Below are 19,360 nucleotides of genomic sequence, written 5' to 3' on the forward strand. Positions count from 1 at the left end.
GTGCAGGATATGTCTTGGTTTTGACTGCATTTGTATGCCTGTGCCAGCGGATAATCCGAGTTGACAGCTGTCAACGATCACGCGGCCCTTGGTTCCCTCAGCAATGCCATCACCATTGCCGAGGCCGAGAACCCGCCCGACTCGGCCCGCTTGGACAAGGACCGCAGATAGGCGCCCGGATTGCGGATGACGGACGCGCGTTCCAGCATGCAGGCCAAGGCGATGGCCGCGCTGTCCTCACCCATTTTTCGATGGGATTCGGTCCAGACGTCGGGTTGGATGCCAAGCATCGGACGCACAAAGCCCGCGACCCGTCGCAAATCGCGCCAGTCGCGAATGGGGGATGGTGTGTAGTTCGCGATTTCAGGTGCCGCCTTCAGCACTAGTTCCAGCGGCAGCGCATGGGTTCTTTCGCTGTTCTGAGCAGATTCAGATTCTTTTTTAGATGAGTCTGAATCCTGTATGTGCCGCTCATTTTGGCTGTCATTGCCGCTTGGGTTCGTTGTTTCGCGGGGCAGAGCGGTGCTTAGATCGTCGATGATCCGACGGGTTTCGCGGCGCATTTCCTCAAGCTGCTCCTGACCCAGCTTGCGCCGCAGATGGCGCTGCAGGGTGGCCAAGGCGGCTCCAAGGTCCGTTACGCGGGGCAGGGCATTGTCGATGGCCCAGAGCAGCAGCTTGGATGCATCGCGCAGGTGCAGAACGACGATCTGGCGCAATTCGCGCAAGCGGCGCGATGCGTCGCGGTGGGTCTGAGCGGCAATGGCGATCTGTTCGGCGCGGATCAGCAAGGGGCGCAGATCAAAGCCAAAGGCCTGACCACCTTGCAGCGCATAGCGTTTGCCGTTCGGGCTGTCATGGCGCAGGATCACTCCGGCCTTGACCAACGCGGCCAGATGGCGACGCAGGGTGCTTTCGGGCATGCCATGCAGCCGAGCCGACAAGGTCTGGTTTGAGGGGAAGACGATCAGCCCCGGCCCATCCTCAAGGATTTTGCCCTGATGAAAGCTGGCCAGTGCAGATAACACCGCAACATCGCGGTCGGACAGGCCGAAATCGGCGCGGGCCTCGGCCAGATCGCGCAAAACAGCCCATTTGTCGACATGCGGGACCGGGGCAGGGGCCTCGGACAGGCTCTGATGCAACAGATGCCCAGCCGTCAACAGCCGCCGCCCGAAAGGCGTCGTGGAAATATGCCTCATTTGATTGTCACGGGGCAACAGTTTGCCGTCCGTCGGATCAGACGCCAGTTGACAGCTGTCAACTTTTGCCGTTATCTACGAGTGCTTAGATCGAGAAAACGGCCCTTCGGGATGTCCAGTCCTGGGGGGCTTTTCTTATGCCGGGTCGTGCCTCCTTGTTGGTTGCTGCTCAATTCTCCTTGGTGCCGGCTTGTCCAGTCAGCCAGTCACGGTGAAGGTCTGCAAGATTCTGGATCAGCCATTCGCCAAAGGCACTGCCTTCGCCGGTCAGCTCGATCACAGCCTTGTTTTTACTTGATTTTGCCTGCCCCAACGCAACACCCGTCGCGCTGCGCAGAAGTTGCGGGGTCGATTTGCCCCGCGGCGTCGAAAGCGAGGCCAGAACGGCGGCAAAGCGACTGTCGGAATCCGGTCCAACCGCAGCCGCAACCAGTGCCGCCAGCGGGCGCTCCTTGCTTTTCTGGGCAAGGTTCAGCCAGCGGTCGCGTCCGGCGGACGGCGCGGCCCCAATGGCCTGAATCAGCCGCTCGGGGACGGCATCGGTGACGCTGAGCATGCGCGAGATTACCGTCTTGTCGATCGAAAGCGCGTCGCCGATGATCTTGCGCTCAAAGCCCGCCTTGACCATCTGCGCGGCGAAATTCGCCTTTTCGATAAAGCTCAGATCCTTGCGGGCCGTGTTTTCCTGACCCTGCGCGACCACCAGTTCGCGGTCGTTCAGGGTGCGCACCATAGCGCGGACCGGCATCTGCAATGCGCTCAGCGCCAGAACCCGGCGGCGGCCAAAGACGATGTCGTAGCGTCCCTCATGATTGGGGGAATGGCGCAGCAGGACCGGAACCTGCTGACCATATTCGCGGATTGATTCCTTCAGCGCGGCGATCCCGGCCGGGTCGTCATCCAGACGGTCGGCGATCCCGGCATGGTCGATCAGTTCCGGCGCAACTTCGATAATGGCGCGGCTGCGCAACTCATTGATCGATTTGGAAACTGCGCCAATCGCACCGCGATCCGAACGCGGCACGCTGCGCTGGTCGTCCTGCACGGACGGGCCGCTCATCAGTTCTTTCAACAGATCCTTGCGCGCCATCACATCCCCTTGCCGCGGCCCCAGGCCGCCTGGATCAGGCCTTCGATCTCGCCATTGACGGCGTTCAGGCTTTCCATTGCGCGCTCATAGGTGGCGCGGGTGAATTGGGTGCGCTCGACCTCGTAAAGGGTCTGCTTGGTGATGCCGGCATCGGAAATCGCGGTCGATTTCAGCACCGGATGGTTCAGCACATGTTCCCCGAACATCGAGCGCATGAAGCTGACCATCTGGTTCTGCGGCCCGTCGCCCGGCTCGTAGCGGGTGATGACATAGCGCATCCAGTCGTAATCCATGCTGCCCCCGGCCTCGGCCACGACGCCCAGCAGGTTCGAGGTCATCAGCAGGAACTGGCACATGGACATCACGTCCAGCATCTGCGGATGCACGGTCACAAGGATCGCGGTCGCGGCGGACAAGGCGGACATGGTCAGGAAGCCAAGCTGAGGAGGGCAGTCGATGACGACGATGTCGTAATCGTCCTCGACCTCGGCCAGAGCGTCGCCAATCCTGGTAAAGAAAAAGCTACCCTGCCGTTCGCGCAACGCCATCGGTGTTGCGTGTTCGAACTCCATCAGGTCCAGATTGCCCGGAATCAGGTCCAGATTGGTGAAATAGGTCTTCTGAATGACGTCGCGCAGCGGCAGCGGGTCGTCATAACGGATTGTGTCATAGATGGTGCCGCCATCGGGCAGGTCGAATTCCGGCTGCACCCCGTGCAAAGCCGAAAAACTGGCCTGCGGGTCAAGGTCGATCCCCAGCACCCGGTAGCCGTCCAGCGCCAGCTTTTGCGCCAGATGCGCGGCGGTGGTGGTCTTGCCCGAGCCGCCCTTGAAGTTGATGACGGTAATCACCTGAAGATGATCGCCCGGCCGCCGTCCCGGCAGGTAGGTTCCCGGCGTTTTCGCGCCTTTTTCCAGCATTTCGCGCAAGGCGAGGATGTCGGCGGGGCTGTAATAGCGCCGCCCGCCGGCGCGGGTTTCCGGCGAGGGGCCCTTGCCGTCCAGATCCAGCTTGCGCAGATAGGCGTCCTTGACGCCCAGCAGATCCGCCACCTCTCCCGAGGTGAACTTGCGCAGCTCGCGTTTCGCGTCTGGCGGGAACAATTGTTCGCGATGAGTCTGCAAACGCTCGGAAAGGGCGGCCGCATGACCACCCACAAGCTTGTCGATTCGCGTGCCTGGCCGCATGATATTCACTGTGCCTGCCCTCAGATTCCGGCCATTCTCACTGCTCGAGAGAATTGCTTGTTACGCTTTTGGCCGTCTTATTCTGTTTCTTGCGTAAATGAATGCGCGGAAACTTCGATTCTGGCAAGCAATTTTCCAAGGGCCGCCAGCATATTGCGGCAGGTAGCTGATCCAGACGGGCGGGCGGCCTTGTCGTGGGTAAGGAAAAAGCATAAATTGTAAGGCGAAATACAGGAACGGATTGCCACCATGTCGGAATCGACCATCACCATCAAGGGTCAGACCACCTTGCCCAAGGCCGTCCGGCAGGCGCTGGATCTGGGGCCGGGCGACCGGCTGCGCTATGTGATTCTGGATGACGGGCAGGTGCGGCTGATGCGGACGCGGCCGGTTGCCGATCTGGCGGGCCTGCTGCGGCGCGAAGGTCAGCGTATCCGCAGCCTTGACGATATCGACGCCGCCATTGCCGCCGGTGCGGCGCGGGAATGATCGGCCTCGATACGAATGTCCTTGTCCGCTACCTGACGCAGGACGATCCCCGCCAATCGGCGCTGGCGACGGCGGTCTTTGCCGGGCTGACGCCGGACGCGCCGGGATACCTGTCGCGTGAGGTGATGGTGGAACTGGTCTGGGTGCTGGAACGCGCCTATGACCTGCCGCGCCATGACATTGCCGAGGCCATTGACGGGCTGCTCTCCAGTCGCGAGATCGTGGTGGAAAGCCCCGACCGCGTCGGTCTGGCGGCCGAGCGTTACCGCAAGGGCGGCGCGGGTTTTTCCGACCAGATGATCGCGCTGGCGGCGCATGATGCGGGCTGCGACCGTATCCTGACCTTTGACCGCAAGGCCATCGCCCTTGCCGGGATGTCGGCGGTTCCGGGCGCCTGAGGTCGCGCGCGAATAATCCTTGACCTGACCGTTCACAGGGGCATCATCGCTAAGTCGCCCAGCGTATGAGGCCAGGCATGACCAGTTTCCGCGTGAATGGTCGGGACCATGATCTCGACATAGACCCGGACACCCCGCTGCTGTGGGTGCTTCGGGATGAACTTCATCTGACCGGTACCAAGTTCGGCTGCGGCATCGCGCAATGCGGGGCCTGTACGGTAATGCTGGACGGCATGCCGCGCCGCGCCTGCGTCACCCCGATCTCGATGGTCGAGGGGCGCGAGGTCACCACCATCGAAGGTATGGAGGGCCCCGAGACCGAGGCCGTCCGCGCCGCATGGACCGCCATCGACGTGCCGCAATGCGGCTGGTGCCAGTCGGGGCAGATCATGTCGGCAGTGGCGCTTCTGCAGGCGGTCTCGGCGCCATCGGACGAAGATATCGACAATGCCATGGCCGGGAATGTCTGCCGCTGCGCGACCTATATCCGCATCCGGCAGGCGATCCATGACGCCGCCAAAGTGCTGGAGGGCTGAGCCATGGGCTTTGACACCACACGCAGGGGACTTCTGGCCGGGGGCGCGGGGCTGATGCTGGCGCTGACCCTGCCGATCGGGCGGGGCAGGGCGCAGGTGACAGTGGCGGGGCCGTTTGCGCCCAATGCCTTCATCCGCATCGGCACCGACGATCTGGTCACGGTGATGAGCAAGCATCTGGAGATGGGGCAGGGGCCTTATACCGGCCTTGCCACGCTGGTCGCCGAGGAGTTGGACGCCGATTGGGCGCAGATGCGGGCCGAGGGTGCGCCCGCCGATGACAAGCTTTATGCCAATCTGGCCTTTGGCGCGCAGGGCACCGGCGGCTCGACCGCCATCGCCAACAGCTTCATGCAGATGCGCAAGGCCGGTGCTGCGGCCCGCGCCATGCTGGTCGCGGCGGCGGCACAGGAATGGGGCGTGCCTGCGGCTGAAATCACCGTCAAGGCCGGGGTGGTCGCGCATCCCGGCAGCGGCAAGACATCGGGCTTTGGCGCGCTGTCGGCGGCGGCGGCCAGTCAGCCCGTGCCCGAGGACCCTCCGGTCAAGGCACCTGCGGATTTCGTGCTGATCGGCAAGGACCGACCCAAGCTGGACACCAAGGCCAAGACCGATGGCAGCGCGCAATTCGCGCTGGATCTTTATCGTGACGGCATGCTGACCGTCGTCGTCGCCCATCCGCCGAAATTCGGCGCGACCGTCGCCAGCTTTGACGACAAGGACGCGCTGGCGGTCAAGGGCGTGCAGATGGTGCGCCAGATCCCCTCGGGCGTCGCGGTCTATGCCACGAATACCTATGCCGCGCTGAAGGGCCGCGATGCGCTGACGGTGACTTGGGACGAATCCAAGGCCGAGACCCGCGGCTCGGCCGAGTTGTTCGAAGCCTTCACCAAGGCGGCTCAGGCGGGCGGCACCACGGTCGAGGAACAGGGCGATCTTGCTGCCTTTACCGGGGCGGCCAAGACACTTGAGGCCGAATACCACTTTCCCTATCTGGCCCATGCCCCGATGGAGCCGCTGGATGCGGTGATCGAGATCAAGGGCGGCAAGGCCGAGCTATGGTATGGCTGCCAGTTCCCGGCCTTTGACCGCCCGACGGTCGCCGCCACCCTTGGCGTGCCGGTCGAGGATGTGCAGATCAACGTGCTGCTGGCGGGCGGTTCCTTTGGGCGGCGGGCGCAGGGCTCGGCCCATCTGGCGGCCGAGGCGGCTGCGGTCGCCAAGGCGGCGGGTGCCGACGGCACCTTCAAGCTGCTCTGGACGCGCGAGGATGACATTCGCGGCGGCTATTACCGCCCGCTGACCGTCCACCGCTTCCGCGCCGGGCTGGACGATGCGGGCAAGATCATCGCCTGGGAAAACATCGTCGCGAACCAGTCGATCATGATGGGCACGCCGATGGAGCCGATGTTGCAGGGCGGGCCGGACAGCACCTCGTTCGAGGGATCGACCGGGCTGCCCTATATTCTGGGGGCAAAACGCATCGGCTGGGCGCGGATGGAAAGCCCGGTCTCGGTGCTGTGGTGGCGCTCGGTCGGGCATACCCATACGGCCTATGCGGTCGAGACATTTCTGGATCAGGTGCTTGAGGCCGCCGGCAAGGACCCGGTCGTGGGCCGGCTGGAACTGCTGCCGCCGGAGGCCACCCGCGAACGCGGCGTGATAGAAAAGGTGGCCGAAATCTCGGGCTGGACGGGTCGGACCCGCGACGGCAAGGGCTATGGCGTCGCCTATACGAAAAGCTTCGGCACCTATGTCGCACAGGTGGCCGAGGTGCAGGACATGGGCGGCGTGCCCCGCGTCACCAAGGTCTGGTGCGCGGTCGATTGCGGGATTGCCGTGAACCCCAATGTCATCCGCGCCCAGATCGAGGGCGGCATCGGCTATGCCCTTGGCACCGCGCTGCACAACCACATCTCGCTGGCACCGGGCGGAGAGGTCGAGCAGTCGAATTTCCACGACTACCCGATGCTGCGCATCTCGGAAATGCCAGCGGTCGAGGTCGCGATCATCGCCAGCGAGGCCGACCCGACCGGGATCGGAGAGCCGGGCGTCCCGCCCCTTGGCCCGGCCATGGCCAATGCCTGGCGCGCTCTGACCGGGCGCGCGCAGAATGTGCTTCCCTTTGGCGGGGCAACATCATGAGGGCGCCGTTCGCGGCGGTCCTCGCCCTTGTCGCCATGCCCGCCGTCGCGCAGGACGGGCTGTCCGGTCCCGACGCCTTTGCCGGGGTCAGCGATGCAAGCCAGCGTTCGGTCGCGCTGTTTGAGGAAATGGGCAAGGTCCTGACCCATCCGCGCTGCCTGAACTGCCACCCGGTCAAGGGCGGCCCGACGCAGGGCGACGACATGCATCCCCATAGCCCACCGGTGGTACGGGGTGATGCCGATTTCGGCGCGGCCGGGATGACGTGCAACACCTGCCACGGCGACAAGAACATCCGCCTGACCGGGCATGGCAGCATTCCGGGGCATGAGCCATGGATGCTGGCCCCCGTCAGCATGGGCTGGGCTGGGGTCGGGCTGGCCGAGATCTGCGCCCAGATCAAGGACCCCGAGCGGAATGGCGGCAAGTCGCTGGAAGACCTGTTCGAACACAACGCCCATGACGGTCTGGTCGGCTGGGGCTGGGACCCCGGCGAAGGCCGCACCCCGGCACCGGGCAGTCAGGAACTGTTCGGCGCACTGACCCGCGCCTGGATCGATACCGGCGCGGTCTGTCCGGGGTAAGGATATGGCGTGGTCACCGGCCAGCGGTGACCACGATCACTTCCCGGCGGTCTTGCTTTTAACCCATTCCCGCAGCCCCTGGAACGTCACGTACAGCGCCGGGATCAGGAAAATCCCGATCAGGGCCGCGGCCAGCATGCCGCCTGCGACCCCGGTGCCGACGGCGCGGCGGCTGAGCATGGCGGCACCCGTCGCGGTGACCAACGGGATCAGCCCTGCGACGAACGCAAAGCTGGTCATCAGGATCGCGCGGAAACGGTCGCGGGCACCGGCCATGGCGGCGTCGTGGATTTCCATTCCGGCCTCGCGACGGGCCTTGGCGAATTCCACGATCAGGATGGCGTTCTTGGCGGCCAGCGCGATCAGCACGATCAACCCGATCTGCGCATAGATGCCGAAATCCAGCCCCGCCAGCTTCAGCGCCGCCAGCGCCCCCGCCACCCCGACCACCACGGACAGCAGCACCGGGACCGGGATCGTCCAGCTTTCGTAAAGCGCGACAAGGAACAGATAGGCAAACAGCAGCGCCAGCGCGAGGATGGTCGAGGTCTGGCCCGCAGCCTCTTTTTCCTGCAGCGCGGTTCCGGTCCATTCATAGCTGTAGCCGGGGGGCAGGGCCTTGGCGCTGATCTCCTCCATCGCCTGCAGCGCCGTCCCCGAGGCCACGCCCGGCGCGGGCGAGCCGTTCAGCGTGGCCGAACGGTAGTTGTTGTAGCGCACGATGGATTGCGGGCCGACCGTATATTCGGCATGGGCGACGGCGCTGACCGGGACCATCTGCCCGGTATTGCTGCGGACATACAGCGCGTTGATATTGTCGACGCTGGCACGGTCGCTTTCGCGCGCCTGCACGTTCACCTGCCAGGTCCGGCCATACAGGTTGAAGTCGTTGACATAGATCTGGCCCAGCGTGCCCTGCAGCGTGGTGAACAGGTCGCTGACCGAGACGCCCAGCGTCTGCAGCCTTTCGCGGTCCAGCTCCAGATAAAGCTGCGGCGAACCCGACGAGAAGGTGGTGAAGGTCGGGCCCAGCCGGGGGTCCTGACTGGCCGCGACCATCAGCCCGCCCGCCACTGCCGACAGATCGGCAGGCGCGCGCCCCTCAAGATCTAGTAGCTGGTATTCAAAGCCCGATCCCGTGCCCAGACCGATGATCGGCGGCAGGTTGAAGGCAAAGACCTGCGCCGACCGGATCGTCGCACCCTTCTGCATGGCGGTGGTAATCGCGGCGAAGACGCTGCTTTTCGGATCGGCGCGTTCCTCAAAGGGTTTCATCGCGACGATGGCAAAGCCGCTGCTGGATTTCGCCAGCCCATCAAGGAAGCTGTAGCCGGTCACCGACATCACGCCGCTGACGCCCTCGATCCCGGACAGCATGGTCTCGACCTCGCGCATGGCGACATCGGTGCGGTTGACGGATGAGCCTTCGGGCAGGCGGACTTCGACAAAGAAGGCGCCCTGATCCTCGGAGGGCAGGAAGCCGGACGGAACCATGCGGAACAGGCCAAGCACCGCGGCGACGCCCAAGCCCAGCAGAACCAGCCCCAGCACCACCCGCCGCGCGATGAAGCCCGCGCCGCGCACATAGCCGTCCCGCGCATTGTCGATCCGGCGCGAGATCCAGCCCAGCGGCCCGCGTTTCGGCCCGTGATGCGGCTTCAGCAGGATGCCGCACAAGGCCGGGCTGAGCGTCAGCGCGTTGATCGCGGAAATCACCATCGAGACGGAGACCGCCACCGCGAATTGCTGGAACAGCTGCCCCGAAAGGCCGGGAATGAAAGCCACCGGCACAAAGACCGACAGCAGCACCAGCGTGATCGCGACGATGGCGCCGGTGATCTCGCCCATGGCTTCGCGGGCGGCCTCGGCGGCGGACAGGCCGGGGTTTTCCTCCATCACGCGCTCGACATTCTCGACCACGACGATGGCGTCGTCGACCACGATGCCGATGGCCAGCACCAGCGCCAGCAGCGACACGGTGTTCAGCGAAAAGCCAAAGGCCAGCATGACCGCGAAAGTGCCGATCAGCGCGACCGGCACGGCAATCAGCGGGATCAGCGTCGCCCGCACGCTGCCAAGGAACAGGAACACGACGATGATCACCAGAATAAAGGCCTCGATCAGCGTGTGTTCCACCTCGGAGATCGAGGCCTTCACGAAGGCGGTGGTGTCATAGACGATGTCATAGCGCATGCCCTGCGGGAAATTCGCCGACAGGCGCTGCATCGCCGCCTCAATCCCTTCGCCCGCGGCAAGGGCATTGCCGCCCGGCAATTGGTAGATGCCGATCATCGCGGTCGGACGGCCATTGTAGCGCGCATGGGTGTCGGAAATCTTGGCGCCCAGATCGACCTGGGCCACGTCGCGGATGCGCAGGAATGATCCGTCGGGATTGGCCCGCAGCACGACATTGCCGAATTCCGCCGGATCGGTCAGCCGCCCCTGCGTGACAAGGTTCAGCTGGAATTGCGGATCGTCGGTCATCGGCTGCGCGCCGATCCGGCCGATGGCCGCCTGCACGTTCTGCGCCTTGAGTGCCGCGACGATATCGCCCGGCGTGATCTCAAGACTGGTCATCCGGTCCACGTCCAGCACGACCCGCATCGAATAATCCAGCGCCCCGAACAGTGCCGCGTCCCCCACGCCCGGCACGCGTTTCAGCGTATCCAGCACGTTGATGGTGGCATAGTTCGACAAGAACAGCGCGTCATGCGCCGGATCGTCCGAACTGATCGAGATGGTCTGCAGCATCGCCGAGGATTGCTTCTTGACGCTGACGCCGGTCGCGCTGACCTCGGCCGGCAGGCCCGGCGTGGCCAGCGCCACCCGGTTCTGCACGTTGACGGTGGCAATGTCGGGATCGGTGCCGACGGCAAAGCTGACGGTCAGCTTGTAGGACCCGTCCGCGCCGCTGGTCGATTTCATGTACAGCATGTCATCGACGCCGATGACGCGGGATTCGATCGGCTGGGCGACGGTCGTTTCCACGACATCGGCCCCCGCACCGGGATAATTGGCCGAGACCGTGACCTGCGGCGGCACGATATCGGGATATTGCGCGATGGGCAGCGCGGTCAGCGCGATCAGCCCGGCCAGCGTCATCACGATCGAGATGACGGCGGCCAGACGCGGGCGGTCGATGAAAACCTCTGAGATCATGCTGGTCAGCCCGCCGCGGGTGCGGTTGCCGCGTCCACGGCAATGCCGGGACGCACCTTGTTGATGCCCTCGGTGATGACCCGGTCGCCGGCCACCAGCCCGTCGGTCACGACGATCCGGCCCAGATGCGTGCTGCCGGTCTTGATCAGGCGGCGCTCGACCTTGGATTCGGCATTGACCAGCAGCACGAACGAGCCTTCCTGATCGCGCTGCACCGCCTGTTGCGGGATGGTCAGCGCCTGTTCGCCCTTGCGCTGTTCAAGCATGACCCTGACCAGCGCCCCGTCCAGAAGCGTGCCGTCGGGATTGTCGAACCTGGCCCGCACCAGCACGGTATCGGTGCCCTGCGCGACATTGGCGCTGATATAGTCCACATCACCCGCGATCGGATATTCGGCGCCATTGGCCAGCGTCAGAAGCGCCACGGCCTCCTTGCTGACCTCGCCCCGTGCGATCCGCTCCTGATAGGTCAGGACCAGCGAGGTGGCGACCGGAAAGGTGACCTCGATCGGGTCCAGCAGGGTCAGGGTGGTCAGTGCCCCGCTATCGGGCCCGACCAGCGCGCCGACATCCACGGTGGTCAGCCCGGTAATGCCGTGAAAGGGCGCGGTGATCTGGGTATAGGACAATTGCAGCTTCTGGCGTTCCAGCGAGCCGCGCAGGCGCTGCAACTCACCCTCGGCCTGACCCAACTGGGCCTGTGCGATGTCCAGTTCATTCTGGGCGACGGCCTTGCGCCTGACCAGCTCTGCCTTGCGGTCGCGCTCCAGCGCGGCAAGGGTGCGCTGCGCGTCGGCGGCGGCGATCTGGCCCTCGATCTCGGTCATGGCGGCGCGGTAATCGTCGTCCTGAATGCGGTAAAGCAGGCTGCCCGCCTCGACCCGCGTGCCTTCCTTGAAGGCGACTTCCTCAAGAAACCCCGAGACGCGGGCGCGCACGTCGATCTTTTGCGTGGCCTCGACCCGACCGGCAAAGCTGGCATTCTGGCGCACTTCGGTCATCTCGGCGGGGGCGACGATGACGGCAGGAGTGGCCTGCGCCATGGCCGATACCGGCAACAAGGCCAGCATCATCACCCGAAACCCCAGAAACGTCCGCCTCATGCATTCGCCCTCCGCCAGTTCTGGTTAAATCCTCTCATGCCCATCACATTCGCACAAGAAATCGCTGCAAAGGCGCATTCGCGGATTGTCTGGAACCGTCACCAAAATGCCCGATTGTTCAGCCATGCTGCGTCCCGCCCCGGTTTTGCTGAGCTTGCTGTGGCGCGGGACTCGCCTGCTGCGGGGCTTGCGGTGCAGGCTGGGGCGGGGGTGTGGAAAGGTGGGACGATGGGGCTGATCGGAATTCTGCTGGCGCTGGGGGTGCTGATCGCGCTGGCCTATCGCGGATGGAGCGTGCTGCTGCTGGCCCCGATTGCCGCGCTGATCGCGGCGGCGCTGTCAGGGCAACCGATGCTGGCGCATTGGACCCAGACCTTCATGCCGGCGGCGGCGGATTTCGTCGGCCAGTTCTTTCCGCTGTTCCTGCTGGGCGCTGTCTTTGGCAAGGTGATGGAGGATAGCGGCTCGGTCCGGGCGATTGCCGATGAGCTGACGCGGCGGCTGGGGGCGCAGCGCGCCATCCTTGCGGTGGTGCTGGCGGGTGCGGCGCTGACCTATGGCGGCGTCAGCCTGTTCGTGGCGCTGTTCGTCCTTGCCCCCATGGCCGAGGCGCTGTTTCGCCGCGCCGACATCCCGCGTCGCCTGATGCCGCCTGCCATCGCGCTTGGCACCTTTACCTTCACGATGATGGCGATGCCCGGCACGCCCGCGATCCAGAACGCCATCCCGATGCCGTTTTTCGGCACGACCACCTTTGCCGCGCCGGGGCTGGGGCTGATCGCGTCGGCGATCATGCTGGGATTCGGCATGTGGTGGCTACGCCGCGCCGAGGCGCGCGCCCGCGCCCAAGGCGAAGGCTTCACCGAGATCCGCGCCCCCGAAATCGATGAGACCGTCTTGCGCGAAAGGGCGGTGACGGCGCGCGAATTCGACCCGGCCGAGGCTACGCGGGGGCATCAAAGCCCCGATCTGCCCTCGGGGCTGGTTGCGGCCCTGCCGCTGCTGGTGGTGATCGCCGTAAACCTGACCATGTCGCTTCTGGTGTTGCCGGCGCTGGACCTGTCATGGCTGGCCCAGCCGATCTGGGGCGAGACCAGCTTTGGCGCGGTCAGCGGCGTCTGGTCGGTGGCGGTGGCGCTGACGGCGGCAATCGTCGTGGCGATCGGGCTGAACTACCCCCGCCTGCCGCGCCTGCGCGCGACGCTGGATGCGGGCGCCAATGCCTCGGTCCTGCCGATCTTTGCGGTGGCGAGCCTTGTGGGTTTCGGCGCGGTGGTCGCAGCACTTCCGGCCTTTGCGCTGGTCCGCGAATGGGTCCTGTCGATCGAGGGCGGGCCGCTGGTGTCATTGGCGGTGGCGACCAATATCCTTGCGGCGCTGACCGGTTCGGCCTCGGGCGGGTTGACCATCGCGCTGGATGCGCTTGGCGAGACCTATCTGCAACTGGCGCAGGCAACCGGCATCGACCCGCAGCTTCTGCACCGCGTCGCGGTCATGAGCGCGGGCACGCTGGACAGCCTGCCCCATAGCGGCGCGGTGGTCACGCTGCTGTCGGTCTGCGGCGTCACCCCGCGCGCGGGCTATTTCAACATCGCCATGGTGGCGATTGTCGGCGCGCTGCTGGCGCTGGTGGCGGTGATCGTGCTGGGCACATTCGTCGGCAGCTTCTGATCCGGTCAGGCCCCGCTGATCGCCCGGTCCGCCAGCACCGCCGCCGAGGTGCGGTTGTCGACGCCCATCTTTTCGAACACCTGTTCCAGATGCTTGCTGACGGTGCGCCCGCTCAGGCCAAGGATGCTGCCGATATCGGTGTTGCTTTTGCCTTGGCTTAGCCAGAACAGCACCTCGGCCTCGCGGTCGGTCAGGCCGAAGCGGCCCGAAAGCAGCGCCTCGCGCGGGGTGTCGCTGCGGTCATGCAGCGCGATCAGCAGGTCGCGCCCCGCGCCCTGACCGATATAGGTCAGCTCCAGCCGGGCCGAGACCAGTTTTTGCGCCTGCGACAACGGCACCCGCCGCAGCTGCGCCAGCCAGGCCAGCAACTCGCCCGAGGCCGCACCCTGCGCCGGATCGACCCAGCCGGGAGGGGCATTTTCGATCAGCCGATGCCCGCGCGGCGTGGCCCATGCCAGCCCGCCCGTCTGGGTAAAGGCCGCGACCGCGCGGCCATTGGCATCCAGCGCATGCCGCGCGCTGGCCAGCTTCTGCGCATTCAGCAGATGCACGCTGAGCCGGGCGATCAGCTCATCAAGGTTCAGGGGCTTGGTCACGTAATCGACCCCGCCCGCGCGCAGCCCTTCAAGGATATGTTCCGGCGCGCCCAGCCCGGTCATGAAGATCACCGGTGCCGCCTGCGCCAGAGGATGCGCCTTCAGCATCCGGCAGGTCTGGAACCCGTCCATCCCCGGCATCACCGCATCCAGCAGCACGACATCGGGCACGACCCGCCCGGCCAGCCGCAAGGCGGCCTCGCCATCGCGGGCGGCCATGGCGGTGATCCCGGCCTGCTCGACCGCCTCGGCCACCATCATCAATGAGGCCGGGTCGTCATCGACGACCAGCGCGATGCTGCGGTTTTCTTCGTCAATCGGCATGGTGCGGGGCCGTGCGGGCATAGTCGTCAAGGACATCGACGATCCTTTCGAAATCAACTTCCATCAGCGCGTCGCCAAGACGCTGCGACAGGGCAGGGGGCAGGGGCAGGCTGGCAATGCGGTCGCGCAGGTCGCGGATGCGGCCAAGCTCGGCAAGTTCGCGCAGCATCCCGATCTGGCGGGCCGAGATGGGCGCTGCGGGTTCCTCGGCCACCGGACGCGCACCGACGGGACGCCGCTCGATCTTGAGCAGCCCGTCGATGCGGGCGCGCAGGTCGTCAAGGATGCAGGGCTTGGCGATGAAGGCGTCATGCAGCGGGATTTCGGGCGCGCCGGATTCGGCCTCGCGCGCGTGGCCGGACAGGACCACCACCGGGCTTGCGGCATGGCCATTGCCGCGCAGCCATTGCAGGAATTCCCAGCCATTCATCCCCGGCATGTCCACATCGATCAGGAACAGGTCGGGGGTCACATCCTCCAGCGCCTGCATCGCGGCCTCGGCGGTGCCGACAAGGACGGTGTTGAAGCCCTGCGGGTGCAGGTAGCTTTCCATCAACGCCAGATGGGTCGGATCGTCATCGACGATCATCAGCAGCCGCAGCCGCCCGTCATAGGGCTCGAGCACGGCGGTATGGGCCGGGACGGGCAGGGCGGGCACGTCGCGGGTCTGGGCCAGATACATCTTGAGCCGGAACAGGCTCCCCTTGCCGGGGCTGCTGCTGACCGAGACCTCACCGCCAAGGATATCGACCAGCAGCTTGGTGATGGTCAGGCCCAGCCCCGAGCCGTGGCGGGTCATGTTCGTGCCGCGCTCAAAGGGCTTCCAGATCCGGCCCATATCCGAGGGGGCGATGCCGATGCCGGTATCCTCGACCTCGATCGTCGCCACCTGATTGCGCCAGCCGATGCGCAGAGTGACGCGGCCACGGTCGGTATAGCGAAAGGCATTGGCCAGCAGGTTGATGACGATCTGGCGCAGGCGCTTTTCATCGACCACCACCCAGTCGGGCAGGGCGGTCATCCGTTCGATGACGAATTCCAGCCGCTTTTCGCGCGCCGTTTCCTGAAAGATGTCGGTGATCTGGCGCAGCAGATCGGGCAGCTGCACCGGGCTGCGGTTCAGTTCCAGCCGCCCGGCCTCGATCTTGGAAATATCCAGCAGCCCCTCGATCAAGCCGGCCAGATGTTCGCTGGAGCGGCGGATGGCGCGCACGGCCTCGCGCCGGCCGGGGGGAATGGCGGGGTCGGCATCCAGCAATTGCGCATAGCCGTAGATCGCGTTCAGCGGCGTGCGCAATTCGTGGCTGATCCCGGCCATGTAGCGGGATTTGGCAAGGTTCGCGGCCTCGGCCTTTTCCTTGGCCTCTTGCAGGGCGCGGTCGGTGCGTTCATGGGCGCGGATTTCGCGCAGCAGGCGTTCGGTCTGGCGTTCGGTGTCGCGTTGGGCGGCCAGACGGGCTTCGCGGGTCAGCAGGAACAGCCAGACCGCCATGCCGGATGCCACCATGGTCGAGGCCAGGATCACCGCCAGCAGCGGGTCCAGCCGGGGCTCATTGGCGGTGCTGCGGATCATCCATAGCAGCGCCGCGACGCCGCCGGTCACGATGCTGGTCCCGGCCAGGAATTGCGTCAGGCGACCGCGCAGGATCATGTCCACCCGCTCGGGCAGGATCGCCTGCGCCCGCTTGCGGGTCATCTGGCCCAGCTTGGCATGCGGCTTGCAGATGTCGTTGCAACTGGCATTGAGCGAACAGCACAGCGAACAGATCGGCGCGGCATAAAAGGGGCAGTCGGTCATGTCCTCGTGGTCGAAGCGATAGTCGCACAGGCAGCACGAAATCAGCCCCTGCGGCATGTCCGGGGCGGGACGGGCAAGGTAATAGCGCCCCCCGGTCGCCCATGCGATCAGCGGCGCGATCAGGATCGCCCCCAGCAGCGCCACAAAGGGCGACAGCGCCCCCGTCGTCGCCCCGAACACCCCGGCATGGGCCAGCAGCGCCGCCAGCGTGCCGCCCGCCACCGCGCCCAAGCCCACCGGGTTGATGTCGTAAAGATGGGCGCGGCGGAACTCGACCCCCTTGGGCGACAGGCCCAGCGGCTTGTTGATGGTCAGGTCGGCAAACAGCGCCCCGATCCATGCCAGCGCGACATGGGCATAGACCGACAGCGTGGCTTCAAGCGCGGCAAAGACCCCCAGCTCCATTAGCAGCAGCGCGATGGCCACGTTGAAGAACAGCCAGACCACCCGGCCCGGATGGGCATGGGTGATGCGGGAAAAGAAGTTCGACCATGCGATCGAACCGGCATAGGCATTGGTCACGTTGATTTTTAGCTGCGACAGGATCACGAAAACCCCGGTCAGCAGCAGCGCCAGCCCCGGCCATGGGATCACCTGTGAATAGGCGTTGTGATACAGCGCCGTCGGGTCGATGGCATGGCTGAAATCCAGCCCCTCGCGCTGCGCCAGCGTCACCAGCCATGACCCGGCCAGCATCTTGATCGTGCCCAGCACCACCCAGCCCGGCCCCGCCGCGACCAGCGCGATCCACCAGCGGCGACGCTCGCGCGCGGTCTTTGGCTCGGGCAGGAAACGCAGGTAATCGACCTGTTCGCCGATCTGGGCAATCAGCGCCAGCACCACGCCCGAGGCCGCGCCGAACGCCATCAGCGGCGTCACCTGCGGCCCGGTCACATTGGCCAGCGCCCGGCCCTCATAGGTGGTCCAGCCCGACAGGTCGTAACCGGCAAAGGCCAGCAGCAGGAACGGCAGCACATGCAGCGCGATCCACAAAGGCTGGGTCAGCGCCTGAAAGGCCGAGATCTTGGAAAACCCGTTCACCACCAGCGGAATCACCGCCACCGCCGCGATCAGGTAGCCGATGGAGAGCGGTATCCCGAACAGCAGGTTCAGCGCCATGCCAAGGATCGCGGCCTCAAGCGCGAAGAAGATGAATGTGAAGCTGGCATAGATCAGCGAAGTGATGGTCGAGCCGAAATAGCCAAACCCCGCCCCCCGCGTCAGCAGGTCGATATCGACCCCGTAGCGCGCCGCGTAATAGGAAATCGGCAGGCCGGTGACGAACAGGATCAGCCCGCCCCACAGGATCGCCATCAGCGCGATGTCAAAGCCCCAGTTCAGCGTGATCGCCGCCCCGATCGCCTCCAGCGCCAGAAACGAGATCGACCCCAGCGCCGCATTGGCGACGCGGCCCGCCGTCCAGCGCCGGGCGCGGCGCGCGGTGAAGCGCAGCGCGAAATCCTCGATGGTCTCATTCGCGACCCAACGGCTGTAAAGCCGTCGCTCGCGCGTCGCCTGAAAGGCCGTGATCATTCTGTCTTCCCTGTCCAGCCGGACTTTGCCGACCTGCGCCGCCCACGGTTATTCCGCGGTGCGGCAATTCTGTCCTGTGCCTAGCTTAGGGGGAAAAATGCGCAACTGAATACGTCAGATGACGTATGTTGCACTGCAGCATTCGGCCCCAGTCTTGGCGCAGACGGCGAACACCACGCCCTAGCCCTCGCCCCCAGACAGGAGCCCTTCATGACCAAGAAGTCCCCTCAATCCCCGCTTGGCGCGCCGTCGCGCCGCGCCTTTCTGGCCGCATCGGCGGCGCTTTCGGCATCGCTGTTCCTGCCCAAGGGGCTGAAGGCGCAGGACTTCCCGACCGCCGCCGTCAATACGACCGGGCTGGCCGTGACCGATACCGATGTCACCGTCGGCATCCTGCATTCGGTGACCGGCACCATGGCGATTTCGGAAACCGGCTCGGTTCAGGCGGAAAAGCTGGCGATCGACCAGATCAACAAGATGGGCGGCGTGCTGGGCCGCCAGATCAAGTTCGTGCAGGAGGATGGCGCATCCGACTGGCCGACCTTCGCCGAAAAGGCCCGCAAGCTGCTGGTCGACGACAAGGTCGCCTCGGTCATGGGCTGTTGGACCTCGGCCAGCCGCAAGGCGGTGCTGCCGGTCTTTGAGCAGTATAACGGGATGCTGTATTACCCGACCTTCTATGAAGGTCTCGAGCAGTCGCCGAACGTCATCTATACCGGGCAGGAAGCCACCCAGCAGATCATCTCGGGGATCGACTGGGTGACGCAGAACAAGGGGGCCAAGACCTTCTACCTGCTGGGCTCGGATTACATCTGGCCGCGCACCTCGAACAAGATCGCCCGCAAGCATATCGAGAAGCTGGGGCTGGAAGTGGTCGGCGAGGAATATTACCCGCTGGGCCACACGACATTCAACTCGGTCATCAACAAGATCAAGCTCAAGAAGCCCGACGTGATCTATGCCATCGTCGTCGGCGGCTCGAACGTGGCCTTCTACAAGCAGCTGAAAGCCGCGGGCATCGACATGACCAAGGAAAAGCCGCTGCTGCTGACCATTTCGGTGACCGAGGACGAGATCCGCGGCATTGGCGGCGAAAACATCGACGGCGCCTATGCCTGCATGAAGTACTTCCAGTCGCTGGACAATCCGAACAACCTCGATTTCGTGAAATCCTTCAAGGACATGTACGGGCAGGACATGGTCATCGGCGACGTGACGCAGGCCGCCTATCTGGGCCCGTGGCTGTGGAAGGCCGCCGTGGAAAAGGCCGGCAGCTTCGACATCGACAAGATCAAGGCCGCAAGCCCCGGCATCGAGCTGGCGACCGCCCCCGAGGGTTACGTCAAGGTCCATGAGAACCACCACCTGTGGTCCAAGACGCGGGTGGGCCATGCCCAGCCGGACGGGCAATACAAGGTTGTCTTCGAGACCGCCGACCTGGTCGAGCCGAACCCCTTCCCCGAGGGCTACCAGTAAGGGCATCCCGGCCGCGCGGGCGCGAGCCGCGCGGCAGACTGCGCCGGGCCGTATCGGTCCGGCGACCTC

The 19,360-nt window shown here is 65.2% G+C and carries 14 protein-coding genes; 7 read left to right on the forward strand and 7 right to left on the reverse strand.

The features are described 5' to 3' along the window. Positions 1-77 precede the first annotated feature (77 nt). The 3 genes from repC to repA all read right to left on the reverse strand — a co-directional run bounded on the left by repC (position 78) and on the right by repA (position 3,479). Complete coding sequence (gene repC / locus IB235_RS09335) at positions 78-1,202, reverse strand: plasmid replication protein RepC (protein ID WP_192336487.1); 1,125 nt, start codon at positions 1,200-1,202, stop codon at positions 78-80. A 169-nt stretch (positions 1,203-1,371) separates the two neighbouring features. Continuing rightward, entirely contained in the window at positions 1,372-2,292 is a 921-nt protein-coding gene (repB, locus tag IB235_RS09340) for a plasmid partitioning protein RepB (protein ID WP_192336488.1), read from the reverse strand. Next, entirely contained in the window at positions 2,292-3,479 is a 1,188-nt protein-coding gene (gene repA, locus IB235_RS09345; protein WP_155039447.1) for a plasmid partitioning protein RepA, read from the reverse strand. Before repA ends, repB begins: the two co-directional genes overlap by 1 nt. 249 nt (positions 3,480-3,728) lie before the next feature. Here repA and IB235_RS09350 point away from each other — a divergent pair, with 249 nt between their 5' ends. The 5 genes from IB235_RS09350 to IB235_RS09370 all read left to right on the forward strand — a co-directional run bounded on the left by IB235_RS09350 (position 3,729) and on the right by IB235_RS09370 (position 7,631). Further along, positions 3,729-3,968, forward strand: coding sequence for a type II toxin-antitoxin system PrlF family antitoxin (locus tag IB235_RS09350; RefSeq protein ID WP_192336489.1), 240 nt, complete (start codon positions 3,729-3,731; stop codon positions 3,966-3,968). Further along, positions 3,965-4,366, forward strand: coding sequence for a PIN domain-containing protein (locus IB235_RS09355; RefSeq protein ID WP_192336490.1), 402 nt, complete (start codon positions 3,965-3,967; stop codon positions 4,364-4,366). Before IB235_RS09350 ends, IB235_RS09355 begins: the two co-directional genes overlap by 4 nt. A 77-nt stretch (positions 4,367-4,443) precedes the next feature. Beyond that, positions 4,444-4,902: a (2Fe-2S)-binding protein gene (locus IB235_RS09360; RefSeq protein ID WP_155039450.1), complete on the forward strand. Its 459-nt coding sequence runs from the start codon at positions 4,444-4,446 to the stop codon at positions 4,900-4,902. A gap of 3 nt (positions 4,903-4,905) precedes the next feature. Next, positions 4,906-7,047 (forward strand): xanthine dehydrogenase family protein molybdopterin-binding subunit, encoded by a 2,142-nt coding sequence (locus IB235_RS09365; RefSeq protein WP_192336491.1) that lies wholly within the window; start codon positions 4,906-4,908, stop codon positions 7,045-7,047. Then, complete coding sequence (locus tag IB235_RS09370; protein ID WP_192336492.1) at positions 7,044-7,631, forward strand: Isoquinoline 1-oxidoreductase subunit; 588 nt, start codon at positions 7,044-7,046, stop codon at positions 7,629-7,631. The genes IB235_RS09365 and IB235_RS09370 overlap by 4 nt, the downstream gene beginning before the upstream one ends. A 36-nt stretch (positions 7,632-7,667) precedes the next feature. Here the strand turns inward: IB235_RS09370 and IB235_RS09375 are convergent, their stop codons facing one another. Further along, on the reverse strand, positions 7,668-10,790 hold the full coding sequence (locus IB235_RS09375) for an efflux RND transporter permease subunit (protein ID WP_192336493.1): 3,123 nt from the start codon (positions 10,788-10,790) through the stop codon (positions 7,668-7,670). A gap of 5 nt (positions 10,791-10,795) precedes the next feature. Further along, positions 10,796-11,893, reverse strand: coding sequence for an efflux RND transporter periplasmic adaptor subunit (locus tag IB235_RS09380; protein ID WP_192336494.1), 1,098 nt, complete (start codon positions 11,891-11,893; stop codon positions 10,796-10,798). Between the two features lie 159 nt (positions 11,894-12,052). Between IB235_RS09380 and IB235_RS09385 the strand changes: the two genes are divergently transcribed. Next, positions 12,053-13,564: a GntP family permease gene (locus IB235_RS09385; protein WP_370576863.1), complete on the forward strand. Its 1,512-nt coding sequence runs from the start codon at positions 12,053-12,055 to the stop codon at positions 13,562-13,564. A gap of 5 nt (positions 13,565-13,569) precedes the next feature. Here the strand turns inward: IB235_RS09385 and IB235_RS09390 are convergent, their stop codons facing one another. Together IB235_RS09390 and IB235_RS09395 are read right to left on the reverse strand one after the other, a co-directional pair. Beyond that, on the reverse strand, positions 13,570-14,520 hold the full coding sequence (locus tag IB235_RS09390) for a DNA-binding response regulator (protein WP_225612137.1): 951 nt from the start codon (positions 14,518-14,520) through the stop codon (positions 13,570-13,572). Then, on the reverse strand, positions 14,474-17,815 hold the full coding sequence (locus tag IB235_RS09395) for an ATP-binding protein (RefSeq protein ID WP_192336495.1): 3,342 nt from the start codon (positions 17,813-17,815) through the stop codon (positions 14,474-14,476). The genes IB235_RS09390 and IB235_RS09395 overlap by 47 nt, the downstream gene beginning before the upstream one ends. A gap of 210 nt (positions 17,816-18,025) precedes the next feature. Here IB235_RS09395 and urtA point away from each other — a divergent pair, with 210 nt between their 5' ends. Beyond that, on the forward strand, positions 18,026-19,291 hold the full coding sequence (gene urtA, locus IB235_RS09400) for an urea ABC transporter substrate-binding protein (protein ID WP_155039457.1): 1,266 nt from the start codon (positions 18,026-18,028) through the stop codon (positions 19,289-19,291). The last annotated feature ends 69 nt before the right edge of the window (positions 19,292-19,360 follow it).

Source organism: Paracoccus sp. PAR01 (assembly GCF_014851995.1).
GTDB lineage: Bacteria > Pseudomonadota > Alphaproteobacteria > Rhodobacterales > Rhodobacteraceae > Paracoccus > Paracoccus litorisediminis.